The organism is Pseudomonas sp. S35, from assembly GCF_009866765.1.
GTDB lineage: Bacteria > Pseudomonadota > Gammaproteobacteria > Pseudomonadales > Pseudomonadaceae > Aquipseudomonas.
Window position 1 is genome coordinate 3,171,861 of record NZ_CP019431.1, and the last position, 18,642, is coordinate 3,190,502.

An 18,642-nucleotide genomic window follows, 5' to 3' on the forward strand; every position below is an offset into this window, starting at 1 on the left:
TTGGCTCATGCGTCAGGCGGCAGGCCCAACAGCTTGCGCAACGCTGACGCATCGGTGTTGGCTCGAAATCCGGGGCCGCCTCGCTGGAAGGTGCGCGCGGAAGCCAAGTCGCCGGTGATCACAGGTTCGCTGCCGACGTCGCGCACCAGTTGCGCAGCGACTTGAAGGGCCTGGGCGTCGTTACTGGCAAGGGGTACACCCAGCTTTTCACCGTCGCGACGCGAGGACGCATTGATCGATGTCGCATCGGTTGCACTGAAGGCGCGCACCAAACGCGTCCCGGGAAGGTACTTGGCCGAGGTTTCGCCGACGCCATTGGCATAGGCTTCGCGGGACAGCGGATTGCCCTCGTCCGGTGGCGGATTGGTCGCATCCAGGACGATCTTTCCGCGCAGGGCCGGTGCCAGGTCGCGCCCGAGTTGGGGCAGGGCGTTGTAGGGCACGGCGAACAAAATTACCGAACCGAAAGCGGCGGCCTGTTGTGGCGTGCCTGCAGACGCCAGCGGGCCTAGTTGCTTCACTAACGCGTCCAACTCTCCGGGGTTGCGCGAGGAGAGCATCACTTCATGGCCGGCTTTCACCCAGAGTTGGCCGATTGTGCCTCCGTGTGACCCTGCACCAATCACCGAGATACGCTGCTTCTCAGCCGCATTAGCGGTCAGGGGGCACAACGCGAAGGTCCAGAATGCAGCGAGTCCAAACACGATGAAGCGTAGAAACGTTGGCATGGGATCAATCCTTTCAAACCAGATACTGACCGAAGAACCCCGTCAGCTTTTCCACTGCGGGGCCTACGTATTGCGGCTTGTCATACATGTCGATATGGGTTGCGCCAGGGACCAGATGGAGCGTTTTAGGCTCCTTGGCGTTCTTGTAGGCCACTTCGCTGAAGTACAGGCTGTCCGCATTACCACCTGCGATCATCAGTATCGGCCGTGGCGAAATTGTTTCGACCTGATCAAAGGCGAAGAACGCCATCTGCGCGGGAAGGGCAGAAAACACGGAGCGGCCGGGCGCGTTCGGGTGTTGGCCGCGCGCCGTGCGGTAATACTCGTAACCTTCCCGGTACATGACCGGGGTGCTGGCGGTGAAATCCTTGCTGGACTCCGGCACTGTGGCCGTCAGGCGAACGGCCTCCCCACGCGCTTCGCGGCTGCGCTGCGCCGAGGCGTCTTGCAGCAGTTTCATACGTTCCTCGTAGCTGCGGGAGTTGGCCAAGCCATTGCGGCGCAGATCGCCAATATCGGCGGCGCTGACCGTGGCGACGGCCTTGATCCGCTGCTCGGTTTGGGCGGCATTGAGCACGTAACCGCCACCGCCGCAGATGCCCAGGGAGCCAATACGATTGGCATCCACTGGCGAAAGGGTGCTCAGAAAATCTATCGAGCTGCTGATGTCATCGACGCGTGCAGCTGGTAGTTCCATCAAGCGCGGTTCACCGCCACTATCACCCTGATAGGACGCATCGTAAGCCAAGGTAATAAAGCCCTGCTGGGCCAGTCTAAGCGCATACAAGCCTGCGGTTTGCTCTTTGACTCCGCCGATCGGGTGCGTGATGACGATGGCCGGGTACTTTTTGTTGGCGTCGAATTTGGGCGGTTTGAACAGGTTGGCAGCGATATGGCTACCGGTGTTCCTGTTAGGGAAAGTGACCCGCTCAATCACAATGTCGTGGGTGTCAGGTTGGCCAATCACCGCGGGACCGCTCGACACTGCTGGTTGAGCAAGGGCCAGGTTTGGCGTGATCAAGCCTGTGCTTGCGATAGCAACACTGCACAACGCAACCGCTGATGCGCCTATGAAAATGCGGCGATTCTCGTCTACATCGATTTTTTTCATGGCTGACTCCAGGGTCGAGCATCGGGTGTGGATACAAAAAAATTATAGGATGGGGCCCTCCCAGCCGATTGCTCGATCTGTGGAGATGATTGCCTGAAACGGCGATATTGTTGGAGCGGCTTGAACCATTGCAGAGCGCTCTAACTTGTTTCAATCGGGCGAGAACTCCGCACTCTGCGGCTAATACCTGGAGCGCTGTTAAGCTCATTCCCCGGTGATGGTCGGAATCGGTTAGGCCATCCATGCCAGAACTAGCGAGGCCAGAATCAGGTAACGCAGCGCTCTCGCGGTTGTCAGAACTAACAATAAGCTCCAGAGTGGCACCTTCATCACCCTGGTGATCAGGGTGATAGGGGCACCAATGATGGGTACCCAGCGAAGCAATAGCGCCCTCTGCCTCAGGAATCGACCAAGCCAAGCGCCGCCTGGTGCAGTCGTTGCCCTTGCACGGGAATGCGCGCAAGTGCCTCGTTGATCGTTTGCAAATCCTGCTCATTGATCGTGATATTCGTTGCACCAAGATTTTCTTCGAGTCGGTGCAGCTTGGTGGTGCCTGGAATAGGCACAATCCAAGGCTTCTGAGCGAGTAACCACGCCAATGCGAGCTGGGCGGGAGTGGCATTTTTGTCCAAGGCAATCTGCTTCAACACATCCACGAGCGCCATGTTAGCCAAACGTGCTTCGGGTGAAAATCTAGGTACCGCACTGCGGAAATCAGTCGCTTCGATTTGGGTGTCGGCGGTGATGGTGCCGGTCAGGAAGCCGGCGCCCAGAGGGCTCCAAGGTACGAAACCAATATTCAGCTCCTCGCACGCAGCTAGCACGCCATTGTGTTCTACATCCCGAGTCCACAGGGAGTATTCACTCTGAACGGCTGCAACCGGCTGAGTAGCATGCGCGCGGCGAATGGTTGAAGCGCTGGCCTCGGACAACCCCCAGTGCATGACTTTGCCTTGTGCGATGAGCTCGCCGACTGCGCCTGCAACTTCTTCAATGGGGACATTGGGATCGACACGGTGCTGGTAAAGCAGATCAATTTTATCGACCTTCAACCGACCGAGCATGCCATCGACTGCTTTACGCAACGTCGTAGGGCGGCTGTCCAAACCGTAGCGCGACCCGTCCGGATTCAGACCGAATCCGAACTTGGTTGCGATGTGCACGTTATCCCGATAGGGGAAGAGGGCATCACCCACTAATGATTCATTGATGTAGGGCCCGTAAACTTCAGCCGTATCGAACAAAGTCACTCCCTGTTCTACTGCTGCGTGGATCATTCGCACTCCATCCGCATGGTCCAGCGGCTGGCCGTAGGTTGTATTCAGACCCATGCAGCCGTAACCCAGTGCTGAAACGACCAAGCCCTTATTGCCCAGTGTTCTGGTCTTCATAATTGTCACCGTTCAAGTGCGGTAGCGAATCGCGCTACATCCGCTTCTAATCTTAAGTAGTCGGTGAGTGATTGAGTAGGCGCTATAATCCGAATGGGCTTATATCAGGAATAGATAAATGCGTCGGCAAGACTTCAGCGAATTGAACGCCTTCATGGTGGTGGCCGAGGAGCGGAGCTTTACTCGCGCGGCGGGGATTTTGGGCACGTCCCAATCTACGCTGAGTCAGACGGTCCAGCGGCTGGAAGCACGTCTAGGTTTGCAACTGCTGACGCGCTCCACTCGAAGCGTACTGGCAACAGAGGCGGGAGAGCGATTGCTGGAAACGTTGAGGCCTGCTTTTTCAGGCATTGATGACACATTGGCAGACCTCACACAGATGCGAGATAAGCCGGCAGGTATCGTGCGCATTAATGCCACGGAGCATGTTGCAAGGACGGTTTTATGGCCAGTATTGGCGCGCCTGCTGCCCGACTACCCAGACATTCAGATTGAATTAGTGGCTGAGTCAGGCTTTGTAGATATCGTTTCTGGTCGTTACGATGGCGGGGTTCGAATCGGGGAGCTCATAGAAAAAGACATGATTGCCGTCTGCATCGGCCCTCCGTTGCGCATGGTGGCCGTAGCATCACCTGCCTATTTCGCTCGCAGACCTAAACCCCTCAAGCCTCACGATCTTGCGGGTCACACCTGCATCAATCTCAGGCTTCCCTCATCGGGTGGATTGTATTCCTGGGAGTTTGAAAAAGATGGGCATCCCCTTCGCGTACGGGTCGAGGGAGCTTTTACGTTCAATTCCGGAAGTATGCTAGTCGCCGCTGCGTTGGACGGCTTCGGGATCGCTTACGTTACCAACGACTATGTTGACCCTCTGATCGCCGATGGTCGTCTGGTAAAGGTACTCGAGGACTGGTCAGCCCCATTCGCCGGATACCACCTCTATTATCCTGGGCGAAAGAGCAAGTCTCCGGCCTTTGCACTGGTGGTCGAGGCGCTCCGTTATCGTGGGTGATAAGTGCTCGCCGCCCGAGCTCAGTGGTCGATGCTTTGCTCGGTTAAGGGGGCGCAGAATAAATCTATGTTTATAACGGCAACCACTAAGGCGCCTGGAATCCCGTACTTAGTGCAAGATAAAGATAAGCTGTAAATAAAAAGCGTCGCGAGCGAGAAAATAAACCTCATAAATAAGAGGAGGCTTTTTTCAATAATAAATAGGTGGTTCTCAGCGATAGATAGTTAGGTCATTAAACTCGCCAATATGGCAGCCCCATCTAAACGGTAAAATATGCCTTCGAGCATCTTTTTTCTAATGTGGGCGGTCGTTTGAAAACTCTCCAGTGTACTCGATTTTTAGTTGGCAGTTCTCGATGGATAACACAGCTGCGTGTGCATAAACGTGTTTTAGTTTCTGTGACTTTTTCTCAGCTTCATGTTTCGTATTGGAAGGTTTTACCCATACTGATGTTTATGTGACGGCTGTGAATATTTAGCTCTAGCGATCTGGAAATTCGTCGTATTGGGCAATATTTATCTCGAACTTGGCAAATAATTATGGGGGGCAGCATTGAAAATAGGCGCGCCTTAAGGGGTGGTGACGCCTGCAGTGGCGTCTAAATAAACTGTTTTTGAAGTTGGTCAAATGCGCGATGCAATATTGTCGTTGAACCAACTCTAAAACTTACGACTTTTAACTGAGGCATCTCTAATGCGAGTCAAACCTGCCCGTACTGCCCTTGCCTCTCTGATTACCTTAATAATATCGCTCAGCGGGTGTGATAACAAATCAGCAGCAACGCCGTCAGTTCCACCCCAGCCAGTCACCGTTGTCACGCTACGCACCGAGTCCGTAAATCTGTCCAGTGTCTTGCCGGGCCGCACAACCGCCTACCGAGTTGCAGAAGTCAGGCCGCAGGTCGATGGAATCATTATTAAACGTCTATTCACCGAAGGCGCTGAAATCAAGGCCGGCCAGCAGCTCTACCAAATTGACCCCGCCGTGTACGAAGCCGCCTTAGACAATGCCCAGGCTAACACCGAGCAGTATCGGTCTTTGGCCAATCGTTATCACCAACTGGTCGACGAGCAGGCCGTCAGCAGGCAGGAATAGGACACGGCACGCGCACAATTAGTCAGGGCGCAAGCCCAGGTAAAAACCGCCCAGATCGACTTGCGCTACACCAAGGTGCTGGCCCCTATCAGCGGTAGGATCGGGCGCTCCATGGTGACTGAAGGCGCATTGGTTGCGAATGGTCAGATAAGCGCGTTAGCCATCCTTCAACAACTTGACCCTATCTATGTGGATGTCACCCAGTCGTATGGCGACATGCTCAAGTTGCGCCGAGCTCTTCAAAGTGGCCAGTTAAAGAAGGTGAGCGACGACACGCTAGCGGTGAATCTCACCCTTGAGGATGGCAGCGAGTACCCATTGCCAGGTTCACTTGCGTTCTCGGAAGTTTCAGTTGATCAAGCCACCGGCTCCGTGACGCTACGCGCGGTATTCCCTAATCCTGATCATCTGCTTCTGCCTGGTGTATTCGTGCATGCACGACTCCCAGCAGGTACAGCAGAGTACGCCATCCTCGCACCTCAGGTCGGCGTGGTGCGCGACTTGAGGGGCATACCTACAGCCATGGTGGTCACTGTCGACAACAAGGTCGAGCAGCGCGAACTGACGTTGGGCCGCACGACGGGCACCGATGTTCTGGTGGAAAGCGGGTTAAAGGCGGGCGACAGGCTAGTGATTGAAGGGCTGCAGTTCGTAAAAACTGGCGCTGTGGTCGAGCCCCATGAAGCCAATACTGCCAGTGATAAACCGGAGTAAAACATGTCGAAGTTTTTCATTGATCGACCGATCTTTGCGTGGGTGCTGGCTCTGGTCGTCATGCTGGTGGGGACGTTATCGATTCTTAACCTGCCCATTAACCAATACCCCACCATCGCGGCCCCCGCTGTTGCGATTCAGGTCAACTACCCCGGTGCCTCCGCCCAAACTGTGCAGGACACCGTTGTGCAGGTGATCGAACAGCAAATGAACGGCATCGATAACCTTCGCTACATCGCGTCGGAGAGCAACTCCGACGGCAGCATGCGGATTATCGTGACCTTCAACCAAGGTACCGACTCGGACGTCGCGCAAGTCCAGGTGCAGAACAAACTCAACCTGGCTTCGCCGCTGCTTCCGCGCGAGGTGCAGCAGCAGGGCCTGCGGGTCACCAAATTTCAGCAAAACTTCATGATGTTCATCGGGCTGGTTTCCACTGATGGGAAACTCGGCAAGGAAGACTTATCCAACTACATCGTCTCGAACATCCAAGACCCGATATCCAGAACGTCCGGTGTCGGCGATTTCCAGGTATGGGGTACCCAATACGCGATGCGGGTCTGGCTCGATCCTGCCAAGCTCAACCAGTTTCAACTGACGCCGGTCGATGTGACCGAAGCGATTGAAGCGCAGAACGTGCAGGTAGCCTCAGGCTCCATCGGTGGCCTGCCGGCACGCAAGGGCACGGTGTTCACCGCGACCATCATCGGCAAGACGCGCCTTCAAACCTCCGAGCAATTCGGCGACATCTTGTTGAAGGTTAACAGCGATGGTTCCCAGGTGCGACTGAGTGATGTGGCCAACATCGGTTTGGGTAGCGAGAACTACAGCATTGATGCACAAAGTAACGGCAGGCCCGCCTCGGGAATCGCGATTCGTCTGGCCACCGGCGCCAACGCATTGGAAACCGCCAAAGCCATCCGTGCGACGGTGGATCGGCTGAAGCCGTTTTTTCCCGCTGGAGTCGAGGCTATTTACCCCTATGACACCACCCCGGTCGTCACCGAGTCGATCAAGGGCGTGGTGTACACGCTGGTTGAGGCAGTCGTGCTGGTTTTCCTGGTGATGCTGCTGTTTCTACAGAACCTGCGCGCCACGATTATCACCACCATGACCGTGCCGGTGGTACTGCTGGGAACCTTCGGTGTACTGGCCGCAGCGGGATTTTCGATCAACACGCTGACCATGTTCGGTATGATCCTGGCGATTGGTTTGCTGGTTGATGACGCCATCGTGGTGGTCGAAAACGTCGAGCGGGTCATCGCCGAGGAGCATCTGTCACCCAAGGCCGCGACGCGCAAGTCGATGGAGCAAATCCAGGGTGCGCTGATCGGTATTGCTCTGGTGCTGTCGGCGGTGCTGCTGCCCATGGCGTTCTTCGGTGGTTCCACGGGTGTGATTTATCGTCAATTCTCGATCACGATTGTCTCGGCCATGGTCCTCTCGGTGTTCGTGGCCCTAATATTTACGCCCGCATTGTGCGCGACGATGCTCAAACCCACTGACCCGCTGAAGCACGGGCAACCCAAACGCGGTTTTTTCGGATGGTTCAACCGAGGCTTCGATGTCTTTGTGAATGGCTACGAGCGTGGGGTGGGTCGGATCATCCGCAACAAGGTGCCAGGCTTTGTGGTTTACCTGGTGATTATTGCCGGCATGGTCTGGTTGTTCGCGCGCATTCCCGCCTCGTTCTTGCCCGCCGAAGATCAGGGGGTGATTTTCACGCAGGTGCAGACACCGGCTAATAGCTCTGCCGAAACCACCCAAAAAGCGCTCGACCGAATGACCCAGTTTTTGCTGGACACGGAGCAAGGTGAGGGCAAAGCCGTCAGCTCGGTCTTCACCGTAAACGGCTTCAACTTTGCTGGCCGGGGGCAGAACTCCGGAATTGCCTTCGTGCTGCTCAAACCCTGGGATGAGCGCGACAGTGACAACTCCGTGTTCAAAGTTGCACGGCGTGCGCAGCAGGAATTCTTGAAATATCGCGACGCCATGGTGTTCGCGATTGTGCCGCCTTCTGTGCGGGAGCTGGGCAACGCCACGGGTTTTGACTTCTACCTGCAAGACCAGAACAACGTCGGCCATGAAAAACTCATGGAAGCCCGTGGCAAGTTCCTTGAGATGGCCGCTCAAAGTCCGATCCTCGCGGCTGTTCGTCCCAACGGTCTGACGGATGAGCCGCAGTACCATCTGACCATCGACGATGAGCGCGCCCGTGCGATGGGGATTTCCCTCACAGACATCAACACTACGCTGTCGGTCGCCTACGGGAGCAGCTATGTCAACGACTTCATCGACCGTGGCCGTGTGAAGCGTGTTTACGTACAGGGTGACCCGGACTCGCGTAACTCGGCCGAGGATCTGTCGAAATGGTACGTGCGTAATAGCCAAGGCCGGATGGTCCCGTTCTCGGCGTTTGCCAGCGCCGAGTGGGTGTTCGGTTCACCGAAACTGTCGCGCTACAACGGTGTGTCCGCCGAGCAAATCCTCGGCACGCCCGCGCTGGGTTACAGCTCGGGGGAGGCCATGGCCGAAGTCGAGCGAATCGCCGGGCAGCTGCCGCCGGGCGTGAGCATCTCGTTCACTGGCTTGTCTTATGAAGAACGTCTTTCCGGTTCCCAGGCGCCGGCCTTGTACGCGTTGTCGATACTCGTGGTGTTTCTGTGTCTCGCCGCCCTCTATGAAAGCTGGACGATTCCGATCGCGGTAATTTTGGTGGTGCCCCTGGGCGTGATCGGCGCCCTGATGGCCACCGCCATGCGCGGTCTGTCCAACGACGTGTTCTTTCAAGTCGGGCTGTTGGTGACCGTAGGGTTGGCGGCAAAAAACGCAATTTTAATCGTTGAATTTGCCAAAGAGTTGCATGAAAAAGGCAGGCCGTTGCTTGAAGCCACCGTCGAGGCGAGTCGCATGCGTTTACGCCCGATCATCATGACCTCAATGGCCTTCATCCTGGGTGTGCTGCCACTGACCATCTCCAGCGGTGCCGGCTCCGGCAGTCAACACGCCATCGGTACCGGCGTGATCGGCGGCATGATCACCGCCACGGTACTGGCGATTTTCTGGGTGCCGCTGTTCTTTGTTGCGGTGTCGTCGCTGTTTAAAGGCAACCGCACGAAGCAGGACGACATCGCTGCTCGGGCTGAGGCAGGGCAATGAGCAGGCTCCTGATGGCCCTTCCGCTCAGTGCAGCCGTACTGAACACAAGGGCCAGAATGCGCCGGTGACGGCGCAATACCCACAAAGCTCCGCTTATTTGGTAGCCGATGAGGGTGCTCAGGCGGTGGTTGAATATCCAGTGATGTCAGCTTGGACGGGGCTCCGCCAATCCTTGCAGCGCCTACGGATCAACTGCGGGCTGATGTTGAGCAGGCGTTGCAGTCCTTCGGTATGCGCCGGCTCCTCTCCAGCGACACGAAGCTTGGCTATACACTCATGCGTTTTGCGCCAGTTACTGACAAATCGGTAGGGGCATGCTGCTGCGCGGAACATCGCACAGCAGAGCCAACTCAGTGAACGTTCGACCGATATCGTTCGCGTGCTGCTGTCGTTTTAATTGCCTCTTGTCGAAGCAAGGAAAATCCATGACATGGTATCGGATCAGTTGAGTTGGGATGGAAGCGCTCGTTCCATGATTGCAACTACATCGACCCCGCGAGGCAGTGCCCCGTATTGGTGATGGCCGCGGCTTTCTAGGCGAGATCTGCAGAATGCCTCAGCTACGAAACTTGGCGATGTCTTGAGCAGTTGGGCCGCCTGAAATGCGATCGCCATGCGATCTACGATGTCTCGGGCCCTGTACTCAATATCGCTCAAGTCGACCAGGTCATTTTGAAGCTCATCAACATACCGATCGAGCAGCACGTGCTGGACCCTGACTTCGTCGAAAAATGCGGCCACTGCCTCTGGCTCCTTTTTGAATATACGGATCACATCGAGGCACTGCACGTTGCCACACCCTTCCCAGATGGCATTCAGGGGTGCCTCGCGATAGAGGCGCGGCATCGGGCCGTCTTCCATGAAGCCGCTTCCTCCGGTGCACTCCATGGCCTCAACAGCATGTTGCGCCGTGCGCTTGCAGATCCAGTACTTCCCCAACGCGGTGCCCAAGCGCGCCATGTGCTCTTCATGTGCATTTCCGCGTTGATCCAACGCGCGTGCGATTCGCAGTGTCATTGACAGCGCAGCCTCGCTTTCCAATGCAAGGTCAGCCAGGACGTTCTGCATCAGCGGTTGATCGCTGAGGCGCTTGCCGAAAGCAGAGCGATTTCGGCAATGGTAGAGAGCCTGGGCAAGGGCCATCCGCATGCCGCCCGATGAGAGGATCATGCAGTCGAAACGGGTCATCGCGACCATCTCGATGATGGTCGAGACGCCTTTACCTTCCGGCCCAACCATCCAGGCAAGTGCTCCGCGTAACTCCGTTTCTCCTGCTGCGTTTGAGGTGTTTCCCATCTTCTTCTTGAGTCGCTGCACCTGCATCGGGTTCTTGCTTCCGTCCGGTCTCCAGCGAGGCATGAGGAAGCAGGACAGACCACCAGGCGCTTGTGCAAGCACCAGAAATGCGTCAGACATTGGGGCGGAAACGAAAAACTTGTGGCCAACCAGTTCATAGGCCTGACCAGGCCCCTCGATACCGACAGGAATGGCGCGGGTGGCGTTTGCGCGCACATCCGATCCACCCTGCTTTTCGGTCATGGCCATACCAATGGTGAGAGCCTGCTTCTGTTCCGAGGGAATGTTACGGGGGTCGTAATGCGTGGCCGTGATCTTGGGCAGCCACTGTGCAGCAAGATCAGGTTGCATCTGAATTGCGCGCGTAGCCGCAAACGTCATGGCGATAGGGCAGCCATGCCCGGCTTCGACCTGACATTGAAGGTAGAACTTCGCGGCCCGCGCTACATGAGCTCCGGTTTTTGGATGCGTCCAGGGAGAAGAGTGCAGGCCCTCCTCGAACGCCACCTTCAACAATGCGTGGTAGGAAGGGTGAAAGCGCACTTGGTCAACGCGACGTCCCTGTCTATCATGCGTATCGAACTCGGGCTGGAACTTATTGGCAAGATGGCCTTGTTCAAGGTATTCGGCGGTGCCGATCAGTGCGCCAAAACGCTCAAGGTCTGCGATGGCCCAGTGGGCACCCGCAAGCGCAACAATCTCTTTCAACGCGATGTCGGCATTGAAGAGGTTGTAGTTCGCCAGATCCGTCGGCTGATTCTCGATAACGTGAGTCACCGCGCCGTAGGCATCGGGCTCTGCGGTACTGTTCTGAAAGAGTAGAGCGTTTTCAATGGCGGACATGCTTTTGCTCCTGGTGATGGCTACTATGGGTCTTAATGGCGAGAGCCGAACTTCGCGTTCTCGCTAAAGAAAATTCTAGAGAGATGCGTCACCTGTGATGTCCGGATTCCAGAAAGCATGACTGAGCGAAAGACAACAGTTGCTAAGCCTCGTCGAAAGCCTGTGCAGTCGCGCTCGTGGCAGACGTCGCTAGCGATTCAAGATGCCTTTGTTCAGCTTTTGGTAGAAGGGGAATACGATCAGATCACGATTCGTGACATCGTGATGGTGGCCGGAGTCGCGCTTGGGAGCTTTTATGAGTACTTCTCCAGCAAGGAGGAACTGGCACGAACCTGTGTTCACTTCCGGTCAAAGCGAATACTGAAGACACTGGAGAAAAGTCGAGCAGACGCTGCTGGCTCACCGATGGCACAGGGTGCTGAGAGGGCGGTGCAGGCTCTGATGGACATGGTTTTGGATGACCATGCGCGTTGGGGGCAACACTTCCTGCTTGAGCGCCTCCACAGCCCGTTGGCGCAGTACCGAGCTGAATATACCCGGTTCACTTTTCAGTGGAAGTCGCTACTGGAGGCTTCCTCGGATTGGCCAACCGGTCAAGAGGCCCAGCGGCCGGCGCTGATGCTTTCTATGTTGATCTATGGAGCTCTGACGCACACCGCATTGTCAGATAAAGGGAATCTCGACAAAGAGGAGGTGTGCCAGCAACTGCGCCTTGCTGTGACAAGCTATCTTGCAGCCTGGTCGTAACTAGCCCCTTGAGTCACAAGAGGCGTGTCTCCGGTGCTCGTGGCCATCTGCTTATTGTGTCGCAGCCCCAGCCATACACTCAGCAGCAGCCAGCCTACCGACAAGGGCACGGCCACGATCGCGATGCCGCTCATGCTCAGTCCCAGTCCCAGCATGGCGGCATACGACCAACTGCCCACCTGGTCGCCTGCGCGGTAAACCACGGTGTCGATGAAGTTCTTGGCCTTGTACCGATCTTCCCTCGTCACCGACGTGAAGAGTACTTCGCGTGTAGGCCGGGCCAGTGCAAAGTTGCTGACGCGCCTAGCGACCTGCACGGCGACGAATACTGCCACGGTCGATGACAGGGACAACGACGTGAAACCGATCACGCTGCACAGCGGAAGGGCGCAGAGGATGACCGTGACCCCCAATTTCTTCAGCAACCGACCGGTTAGGAACAACTGGAAGACGAGAGTCAGTACGTTCACCCAAAAGTCGATGTCCGCAAAGAAGGCGGTTCGGGCAGCGCGATCGGAGAAGCTTGCCTCGGCGATGGCCGCTTGCTGGAAGTACAGCACCGTGGACGTGACCGAATACAGCAGGATGAACGCCGCAATGCCCAGCAAGTACGGGGAGCGCAGCGTATGGCTCATTCCGGCAAACACGCCGCCGCCCATTGCGCACTGGATCGCCTTATCGTCTTCGCTACGCTCAAAGTCCTGACTCATGCGCACCAGACGACGCGCTGCGAAAACCGCCACTTCCAACAGCACAACGCAGGCGATCATCAGCCACGTCTGACCCAACGTTGCCACGAGGCCAGAGGTCAGGCTGGAACCGGCGATCCCGCCCACGGTCGCACCGGCGGCCAGAAACCCGAACAGACGCTTTCCCTGTTCGGCATTGAAGACATCCACCATCAACGACCAGAACACGGAGACGACGAAGAGGTTGAATACGGACACCCAGATGAAGAACGCTCGACCGACCCAGACCTGATGTGCTGGTTCCGCAAGCTTCAGAAGTAGCAGGAAAACCAGCAGGTTCGCCATGAAGAATCGGTACGTGATGGCGATGAATCGCTCGCGCGGCCAACTGCGCACGACGAACGCAAAGAGCGGATTGATGGCAAGCATCGCCACGAGTGTTCCGGTGAACAACCAAGGCAGGTTGCGCACACCACCGGCCACCCCCAGCTCATCGCGGATGGGTCTCAGCACATAGTAGGCAAGGAACAGAACGAAGACGTACAGACACGCCCATGCGAGGGCGCGCACTTCCGGCGCGCGGACATCACCCACACGCTGCAGAACGCGCAAAGAAAACGGTCGGGGATCGAACTGAGTCATGCTGGTCTGAGGCCTCGGGTATGCGCCGCACGTTCAGTGCCTCCAGCAACTCTCACTCGCTGGGAGTCATGCCGGAAGGCATTCACCGAAGCCGTGGATTCGCGCGGCGCTGCGAAAAGCGCTTGTCGAACCGAATGAGCCAGTCCAATGGGCGCCTGCAGCGCAGATGGGTTTCAAGGAATTGCGAAGTACCAGAATTCAACTTTCAGATCGTCGAAATCCCTTGTGTATCATTAAGAATGTACAGGCACTGGCGGTCCATAATTCATTAGATTGACTAATGAAGCCATGCGGGATTCGGCTGTTATTTTCCAAGCGTAGGAGGTGTTAAATCTGATGCGATTGACCACTACGAAAGGATTGCCGTCATGTCGACAACTCGTCGTTCCGTCCTGCTCGCCCTTGGGGCACTATCGGCCCTGGCTCTGATGCCAGGAATTGGAAACGCAGCGGAAAAAATGCGCATAGGCATCGTCGGGGCTGGCTCCCACGGCGGGACGATCGGCCGCCTCTGGGTCCAGGCGGGGCATGAGGTTATGTTCTCCACGCGTAACCCGTCAGAGCTGGAAGCGATGGTAAAAGAGCTGGGGCCAAGGGCTTCAGTGGGCACCTCGCAGCAAGCAGCTGAGTTCGGCACGGTCATATTCTTCGCCACGCCCTACAACGCACTGCCCCAGCTTGGTCGCGATCTGGCGCCGACCTTGCGCGGGAAAATCGTCCTGGATGCGACCAATCCGCCACCGGACGAGGGCAATCCGCTGTCCCGCGAAGCCTACGCCAACGGTGTTGGCGAGACGTCCGCCAAGTACCTGCCCGGGACACGGCTGGTACGTGCCTTCAGCGCAACCGATGCGTCATCGATCAATGCATCCTCGCGTGGCGACGTGGAAAAGCTGGGTGTGCCCCTTGCCAGCAACGACGCCCAGGCCCTTCAAGTCGCTGCGCAACTGGTGCGCGACGTCGGCAGCGAACCGGTGATCACCGGCGACTTGGCTTCCGCGCGCACCTTCCAGCGAGGCGGCCCCGGATTTCGAGCCAACACCGATGCGGCAGCGTTGCGCAAGCTATTGGGCCTGCCTCCTGACGCATGAGCCTTCGATGCACGAGCACGTGTTAGGACGGACTTATGGTCAACACTCACTGTGTCTTCAGTGCTTTGACGACAAGCATCAACGCTGGAGAGGCGCTACGGCTGGCATAGTAGAGGTGGTGGCCGGGATAGACGATGGCCCAGCCGTCCAGGACCGTGACCAGTTCGCCGCTGGCGAGGTGCTTGTTGATGAAATTGACCGAAGCCCAGACCAGTCCCTGGCCTGCCAGCGCGGCCCTGACGGCCAGGTCGGTGGTGTTGACGATGAGCTGGCCGGCGGGGTGCACGTTGATGGTCTTTCCGCGGCGTTTGAACTCCCAGGCGAGCAGGCCGCCATGAGTTGGAAGACGCAGCGCGATGCAGTCATGTTCGGTGAGATCCTGCGGCGTGCGGGGCTCGCCCCGGCGCGCCAGGTACTCTGGACTGGCGGCGACCGCCATGCGCAGGTCAGGCGCCATGCGCACCGCGATCATGTCCTTGGCGACGTCGTTTCCGAGACGTACCCCGATGTCGAAGCGCTCTGCGACGATGTCGATGAAGCGGTTGTCGCTGCTGATCTCGACCTTGATGTCGGGATGGCTTGGCAGCCAGGGCTGCAGACGGGGCCAGACCAACGTCTGAACGACGCTTTCGGTGGCGCTGATGCGCACCGTGCCGACCGCCTTGCCGCGCAAGTCGCCGAGCACGGCCAGTTCGGCCTCGATGTCCGCGAAGCGCGGAGCGACCGTCTGATACAGGCGCTCACCGGCTTCCGTTGGCGAGAGGCTGCGCGTCGTCCGGTTCAGCAGTTTCAGCTCCAGACGGGTTTCCAGTGCCCGAATCGTCTGGCTGAGCGCGGACTGCGACACGCCCATCTGCGCCGCAGCGCGTGTGAAGCTGCGCTCGCGCACAACGGTCGCGAAGGCCGCCAGTTCATCGAATCTCGCCATGGATTGCCCACCAGTATTGATTAGCTCAGATTATGAGTTTATCCCGATTTAGCTGTCTATTCATCGAGAAGGATGCGGCTTAAATTTGAACACTTCTGCAACTGTGATTTAAACGAGGATTCCCATGAAAACACGCGCACTTGGAACAAGCGGCTTGAATGTGTCGGCCATCGGTCTGGGTTGCATGGGGCTCAGCTTCGCCTACGGGCCGGCCTTGGATACCAAGGACGCTATCGCCTTGATCCGTTCCGCGGTCGATCTTGGCGTCACCTTCTTCGACACCGCTGAAGCCTATGGCCCCTTCATCAACGAGGAGGTCGTCGGTGAAGCTCTGGCACCGATCCGGGATCAGGTGGTGATCGCCACCAAGTTCGGTTTCCGTTCGGGTGATTCCTCCAAGGGCCTGGACAGCCACCCCAACAGCATCAAGGCCGTCGCCGATGCTGCGTTGAAGCGCTTGAAGACCGATTGCATCGACCTGTTCTATCAGCACCGCGTCGATCCCGCCGTCCCGATCGAGGACGTCGCCGGTACGGTTAAGGAGTTGATCCAGCAGGGCAAGGTCAAGCACTTCGGGCTGTCCGAGGCCGGAGCAGATGCCATTCGGCGCGCACATGCCGTCCAGCCCGTCGCCGCCTTGCAGAGCGAGTACTCGTTGTGGTGGCGCGAGCCGGAGGCCGAGATCTTGCCTACGCTCGAAGAGCTGGGAATCGGCTTCGTGCCGTTCAGCCCGCTCGGCAAGGGGTTTCTCACCGGCGCAATCACCGAACAGACCGTCTTCACCAGCGACGATTACCGCAACACCGTTCCGCGTTTCAATCCCGACGCGCGCAAGGCGAACCAGGTGCTGGTGGAGCTGATCGGACGCATTGCTGCACAGAAGCAGGCCACGCCGGCACAGATCGCCCTGGCTTGGCTGCTGGCGCAGAAGCCCTGGATAGTACCGATCCCGGGCACGACCAAGCTGCATCGTCTACAAGAAAACGTCGGCGCCGTGGATGTCGTGCTGGCACCGGAGGAGCTGGACCAGATCGAACAGGCCTTGGCCACGCTCACGATCCAGGGGGCTCGCTACTCTGAGGATCGCCAGCGCCTGGTCAATCGCTGAAGGCAGCAGAAACACGAGCCGGGATATGCCGGGTGACTTGGTTCGACGCCCGCAGCTGGATACGTGCACGGCGGTGATCACCTTGACCCATGACCCGAAGATGGATGATCTCGCCCTGCTCGAAGCACTCGATTCGGGTGCGTTCTACATCGGCACGATTGATTCGCGCCGCAATACGTAGAGCCGTCGAGCTCGGCTCAAGGAACACTTTGGATTCTCGGACGCCAAGCTCAACAAGCTGCGAGGTCGGGCGGGCCTTTATATAGGCAGCAAAACCCCGGCCGAAATCGCGCTGCCCATCATGGCCGAGATTGTGGCTGCCAAAAATGGCGTCGAGCGCGGTGAAACCGTGCAAATGGCGAAGGACAAAGCGCAGAGCAATTCACGCCCACGAAGTGGCGCCGTCAGTGAGACCACTGCACCTACGCCCCCGATGCCCATCTCCCCCTGTCTTAGAGAGAAAAAATGAACACCCCCGCGAACCCACACAACACCCAGCAGACGGTGCCCTTCACGCGGAGTGCAGCGTTCGCGTCATTCGCTGTGATCCTTGCAACTGGCACCCTGTGGCCGGGCTACGCCGTAGCGAACCAAGCCCTAGTGCAGAAAAACGCCTGTATTGCCTGTCACCAGTCCGCCACACGGGTGGTTGGCCCCTCATGGAAAGAGATCACTGAAAAGTACAGTGATGGCAAGGTTACCGCCGAGCAACTTGCCGCAAGCATCAAGGGCGGCAGCTCTGGAAGGTGGGGGGTGATGCCGATGCCGCCTCAGGCGCAGGTGTCGGATGCGGACCTGACGGTGATCGCGCAGTGGCTGCTCGACGGTGCGAAATGACCGCAGGGGCAACATGCGCGACCTCTTTCGAGGCCGTGATGGTGAGATGAAGCCTCATGCAGCGCGACAGCAAAGGGGGGTTAGGTCGTACCACTGCGTGAATTACGCTAAGAGAGTTTCTGATCCAGTGTCCACGTGATAAACAGGCCCTGCCATCCGCGACGACGGGGCCGACGGTATCAGACTCGCGCCGCGAGCCAATCCAGCACGAGCTTCGGATTCTTGCCGAAGTAGTTGTAGCCCTCGAAGCGCTGGTCCGTCCCTTCGATCCAGAACAGCGTCTTGTCCTTGGAGGAGATCGTGTCGTAGATCTCCTGCACGTTAGAGGGCTTGGTCAGGAAGTCTGCCCGCACCTGGGCAACCAGGGTTGGCAGTTTCACGGACTTTGCGTACTCCATGGGCCACACGTCAGCCAGGTGGTAGCCCGTGCGCCGGTGAAGCGCCACGTCGAAGAGTGCAACGCCATTGGCAATCTTCTGGTTCTCGACAGCCGTTGCCACGAACACGGCCGGCGACACCGGCTGCAGCGCGATCATCGCCTTGATATGCGCGAATTCATCCGGGTGTTTGTGCATGCCTACGATGCTGGCGTTGGCTCCCAGGCATCGGCTGTATAGCGCGGTGCGCATCTTGCGGGTGTCGGCTCGCGACTTGGCATAGCGCATGGAGCCGATCACGTCCCGGTACTCCAGCACCCCATGGCCGTTGATCCCGCCGCTGCCCGTGCCACTGCGCCCGTGGTTGCGCATGTCGTAAATGAGGATGTTGTAGCCGGCGTCGTGAAGGATCTTGTACTCCGGCAGGAAGTTTACTTCAAATCCGCCGAAGTCCTGCCATGGAGCCAGATGTCCCGGATAACCGTAGCGGTTGCAGGGCATCGGGTGGTTAAAGATCAGCAGCTTGTCGGATTTGGCAGGAATGAACCAGCCCTCGATCGGCACGCCATCGATGGCCGGAAAGAAGATCTCCTCGAACTCAAGGCCGTACTCGTGTGGCCAGCGCAGGATGGGCGTGCGCGTCGAATGGGACATGAGGTCAGCCATGCCGTTGATGAAGGCCTCGGCCTTCGCATCGGCTGCCACTGGCGTGAGGGCTGCGGCGGTCTGCCCGTTGTCTGCGGCCTTTGCGCTGGATGCGACCATCGCCATCAGGGGGAGTGCAGCCAGCGATGCGCTTGCTTTGAGAACCTGGCGGCGGCTGTGTGAACTTGCGACGTCGCGCGGGGAGAGGCCGTCAATGTCATTGCTCATA

General features: G+C 57.9%; 13 protein-coding genes and 2 pseudogenes. 8 read left to right on the forward strand and 7 right to left on the reverse strand.

The annotated features are described in order from the left end of the window. Nucleotides 1-5: 5 nt before the first annotated feature. The 3 genes from PspS35_RS13970 to PspS35_RS13980 all read right to left on the reverse strand — a co-directional run bounded on the left by PspS35_RS13970 (nt 6) and on the right by PspS35_RS13980 (nt 3,230). Nucleotides 6-728, reverse strand: a complete 723-nt coding sequence (locus PspS35_RS13970; protein ID WP_159935369.1) for an NADPH-dependent F420 reductase — start codon at nt 726-728, stop codon at nt 6-8. 13 nt (nt 729-741) lie between these two features. Beyond that, a complete protein-coding gene (locus PspS35_RS13975) occupies nt 742-1,839 on the reverse strand; it encodes an alpha/beta hydrolase (RefSeq protein ID WP_159935370.1) in 1,098 nt (365 codons plus the stop codon). A 398-nt stretch (nt 1,840-2,237) separates the two neighbouring features. Continuing rightward, a complete protein-coding gene (locus PspS35_RS13980; protein WP_159935371.1) occupies nt 2,238-3,230 on the reverse strand; it encodes an aldo/keto reductase in 993 nt (330 codons plus the stop codon). A 118-nt stretch (nt 3,231-3,348) separates the two neighbouring features. On the opposite strand from PspS35_RS13980, the gene PspS35_RS13985 reads away from it, so the two are divergent. From PspS35_RS13985 to PspS35_RS13995, 3 genes and pseudogenes are all read left to right on the forward strand, one after another. Next, nucleotides 3,349-4,242: a LysR family transcriptional regulator gene (locus PspS35_RS13985; RefSeq protein WP_159935372.1), complete on the forward strand. Its 894-nt coding sequence runs from the start codon at nt 3,349-3,351 to the stop codon at nt 4,240-4,242. Between the two features lie 693 nt (nt 4,243-4,935). Beyond that, nucleotides 4,936-6,051 (forward strand): annotated as a pseudogene (locus PspS35_RS13990) (efflux RND transporter periplasmic adaptor subunit). Nucleotides 6,052-6,054: 3 nt separating this feature from the next. Beyond that, complete coding sequence (locus PspS35_RS13995; RefSeq protein WP_159935373.1) at nt 6,055-9,210, forward strand: efflux RND transporter permease subunit; 3,156 nt, start codon at nt 6,055-6,057, stop codon at nt 9,208-9,210. 441 nt (nt 9,211-9,651) lie between these two features. On the opposite strand, the gene PspS35_RS14000 is transcribed toward PspS35_RS13995, so the two are convergent. Next, the gene (locus PspS35_RS14000) at nt 9,652-11,349 is read right to left on the reverse strand and encodes an isovaleryl-CoA dehydrogenase (RefSeq protein WP_159935374.1); all 1,698 of its coding nucleotides are present in this window, start codon (nt 11,347-11,349) and stop codon (nt 9,652-9,654) included. Between the two features lie 117 nt (nt 11,350-11,466). On the opposite strand from PspS35_RS14000, the gene PspS35_RS14005 reads away from it, so the two are divergent. Continuing rightward, nucleotides 11,467-12,096, forward strand: coding sequence for a TetR/AcrR family transcriptional regulator (locus PspS35_RS14005; protein ID WP_202982130.1), 630 nt, complete (start codon nt 11,467-11,469; stop codon nt 12,094-12,096). Here the strand turns inward: PspS35_RS14005 and PspS35_RS14010 are convergent. Further along, a complete protein-coding gene (locus PspS35_RS14010) occupies nt 12,075-13,427 on the reverse strand; it encodes an MFS transporter (protein WP_202982131.1) in 1,353 nt (450 codons plus the stop codon). The genes PspS35_RS14005 and PspS35_RS14010 overlap by 22 nt on opposite strands. A 458-nt stretch (nt 13,428-13,885) precedes the next feature. Between PspS35_RS14010 and PspS35_RS14015 the strand changes: the two genes are divergently transcribed. Then, nucleotides 13,886-14,518, forward strand: coding sequence for an NADPH-dependent F420 reductase (locus PspS35_RS14015; protein ID WP_159935375.1), 633 nt, complete (start codon nt 13,886-13,888; stop codon nt 14,516-14,518). Between the two features lie 46 nt (nt 14,519-14,564). Here the strand turns inward: PspS35_RS14015 and PspS35_RS14020 are convergent, their stop codons facing one another. Further along, the gene (locus tag PspS35_RS14020) at nt 14,565-15,446 is read right to left on the reverse strand and encodes a LysR family transcriptional regulator (RefSeq protein ID WP_159935376.1); all 882 of its coding nucleotides are present in this window, start codon (nt 15,444-15,446) and stop codon (nt 14,565-14,567) included. A gap of 124 nt (nt 15,447-15,570) precedes the next feature. Here PspS35_RS14020 and PspS35_RS14025 point away from each other — a divergent pair, with 124 nt between their 5' ends. The 3 genes and pseudogenes from PspS35_RS14025 to PspS35_RS14035 all read left to right on the forward strand — a co-directional run bounded on the left by PspS35_RS14025 (nt 15,571) and on the right by PspS35_RS14035 (nt 17,391). Further along, on the forward strand, nt 15,571-16,554 hold the full coding sequence (locus PspS35_RS14025; protein ID WP_159935377.1) for an aldo/keto reductase: 984 nt from the start codon (nt 15,571-15,573) through the stop codon (nt 16,552-16,554). Nucleotides 16,555-16,579: 25 nt separating this feature from the next. Next, nucleotides 16,580-17,023, forward strand: a pseudogene (locus PspS35_RS14030) (XdhC family protein); the annotation flags it as partial. Next, nucleotides 17,020-17,391, forward strand: a complete 372-nt coding sequence (locus PspS35_RS14035; RefSeq protein ID WP_159935378.1) for a c-type cytochrome — start codon at nt 17,020-17,022, stop codon at nt 17,389-17,391. The pseudogene PspS35_RS14030 and the gene PspS35_RS14035, both read left to right, overlap by 4 nt. 179 nt (nt 17,392-17,570) lie before the next feature. On the opposite strand, the gene PspS35_RS14040 is transcribed toward PspS35_RS14035, so the two are convergent. Then, complete coding sequence (locus tag PspS35_RS14040; RefSeq protein WP_159935379.1) at nt 17,571-18,641, reverse strand: alpha/beta hydrolase; 1,071 nt, start codon at nt 18,639-18,641, stop codon at nt 17,571-17,573. Between the last annotated feature and the right edge of the window lies 1 nt (nt 18,642).

Excerpts from the sequence above, each read along its gene's own strand:
- PspS35_RS13970 (WP_159935369.1), bottom strand. The coding sequence starts at position 728 with ATGCCAACGTTTCTACGCTTCATCGTGTTTGGACTCGCTGCATTCTGG.
- PspS35_RS13975 (WP_159935370.1), bottom strand. The coding sequence starts at position 1,839 with ATGAAAAAAATCGATGTAGACGAGAATCGCCGCATTTTCATAGGCGCA.
- PspS35_RS13980 (WP_159935371.1), bottom strand. The coding sequence starts at position 3,230 with ATGAAGACCAGAACACTGGGCAATAAGGGCTTGGTCGTTTCAGCACTG.
- PspS35_RS13985 (WP_159935372.1), top strand. The coding sequence starts at position 3,349 with ATGCGTCGGCAAGACTTCAGCGAATTGAACGCCTTCATGGTGGTGGCC.
- PspS35_RS13995 (WP_159935373.1), top strand. The coding sequence starts at position 6,055 with ATGTCGAAGTTTTTCATTGATCGACCGATCTTTGCGTGGGTGCTGGCT.
- PspS35_RS14000 (WP_159935374.1), bottom strand. The coding sequence starts at position 11,349 with ATGTCCGCCATTGAAAACGCTCTACTCTTTCAGAACAGTACCGCAGAG.
- PspS35_RS14005 (WP_202982130.1), top strand. The coding sequence starts at position 11,467 with ATGACTGAGCGAAAGACAACAGTTGCTAAGCCTCGTCGAAAGCCTGTG.
- PspS35_RS14010 (WP_202982131.1), bottom strand. The coding sequence starts at position 13,427 with ATGACTCAGTTCGATCCCCGACCGTTTTCTTTGCGCGTTCTGCAGCGT.
- PspS35_RS14015 (WP_159935375.1), top strand. The coding sequence starts at position 13,886 with ATGCGCATAGGCATCGTCGGGGCTGGCTCCCACGGCGGGACGATCGGC.
- PspS35_RS14020 (WP_159935376.1), bottom strand. The coding sequence starts at position 15,446 with ATGGCGAGATTCGATGAACTGGCGGCCTTCGCGACCGTTGTGCGCGAG.
- PspS35_RS14025 (WP_159935377.1), top strand. The coding sequence starts at position 15,571 with ATGAAAACACGCGCACTTGGAACAAGCGGCTTGAATGTGTCGGCCATC.
- PspS35_RS14035 (WP_159935378.1), top strand. The coding sequence starts at position 17,020 with ATGAACACCCCCGCGAACCCACACAACACCCAGCAGACGGTGCCCTTC.
- PspS35_RS14040 (WP_159935379.1), bottom strand. The coding sequence starts at position 18,641 with ATGAGCAATGACATTGACGGCCTCTCCCCGCGCGACGTCGCAAGTTCA.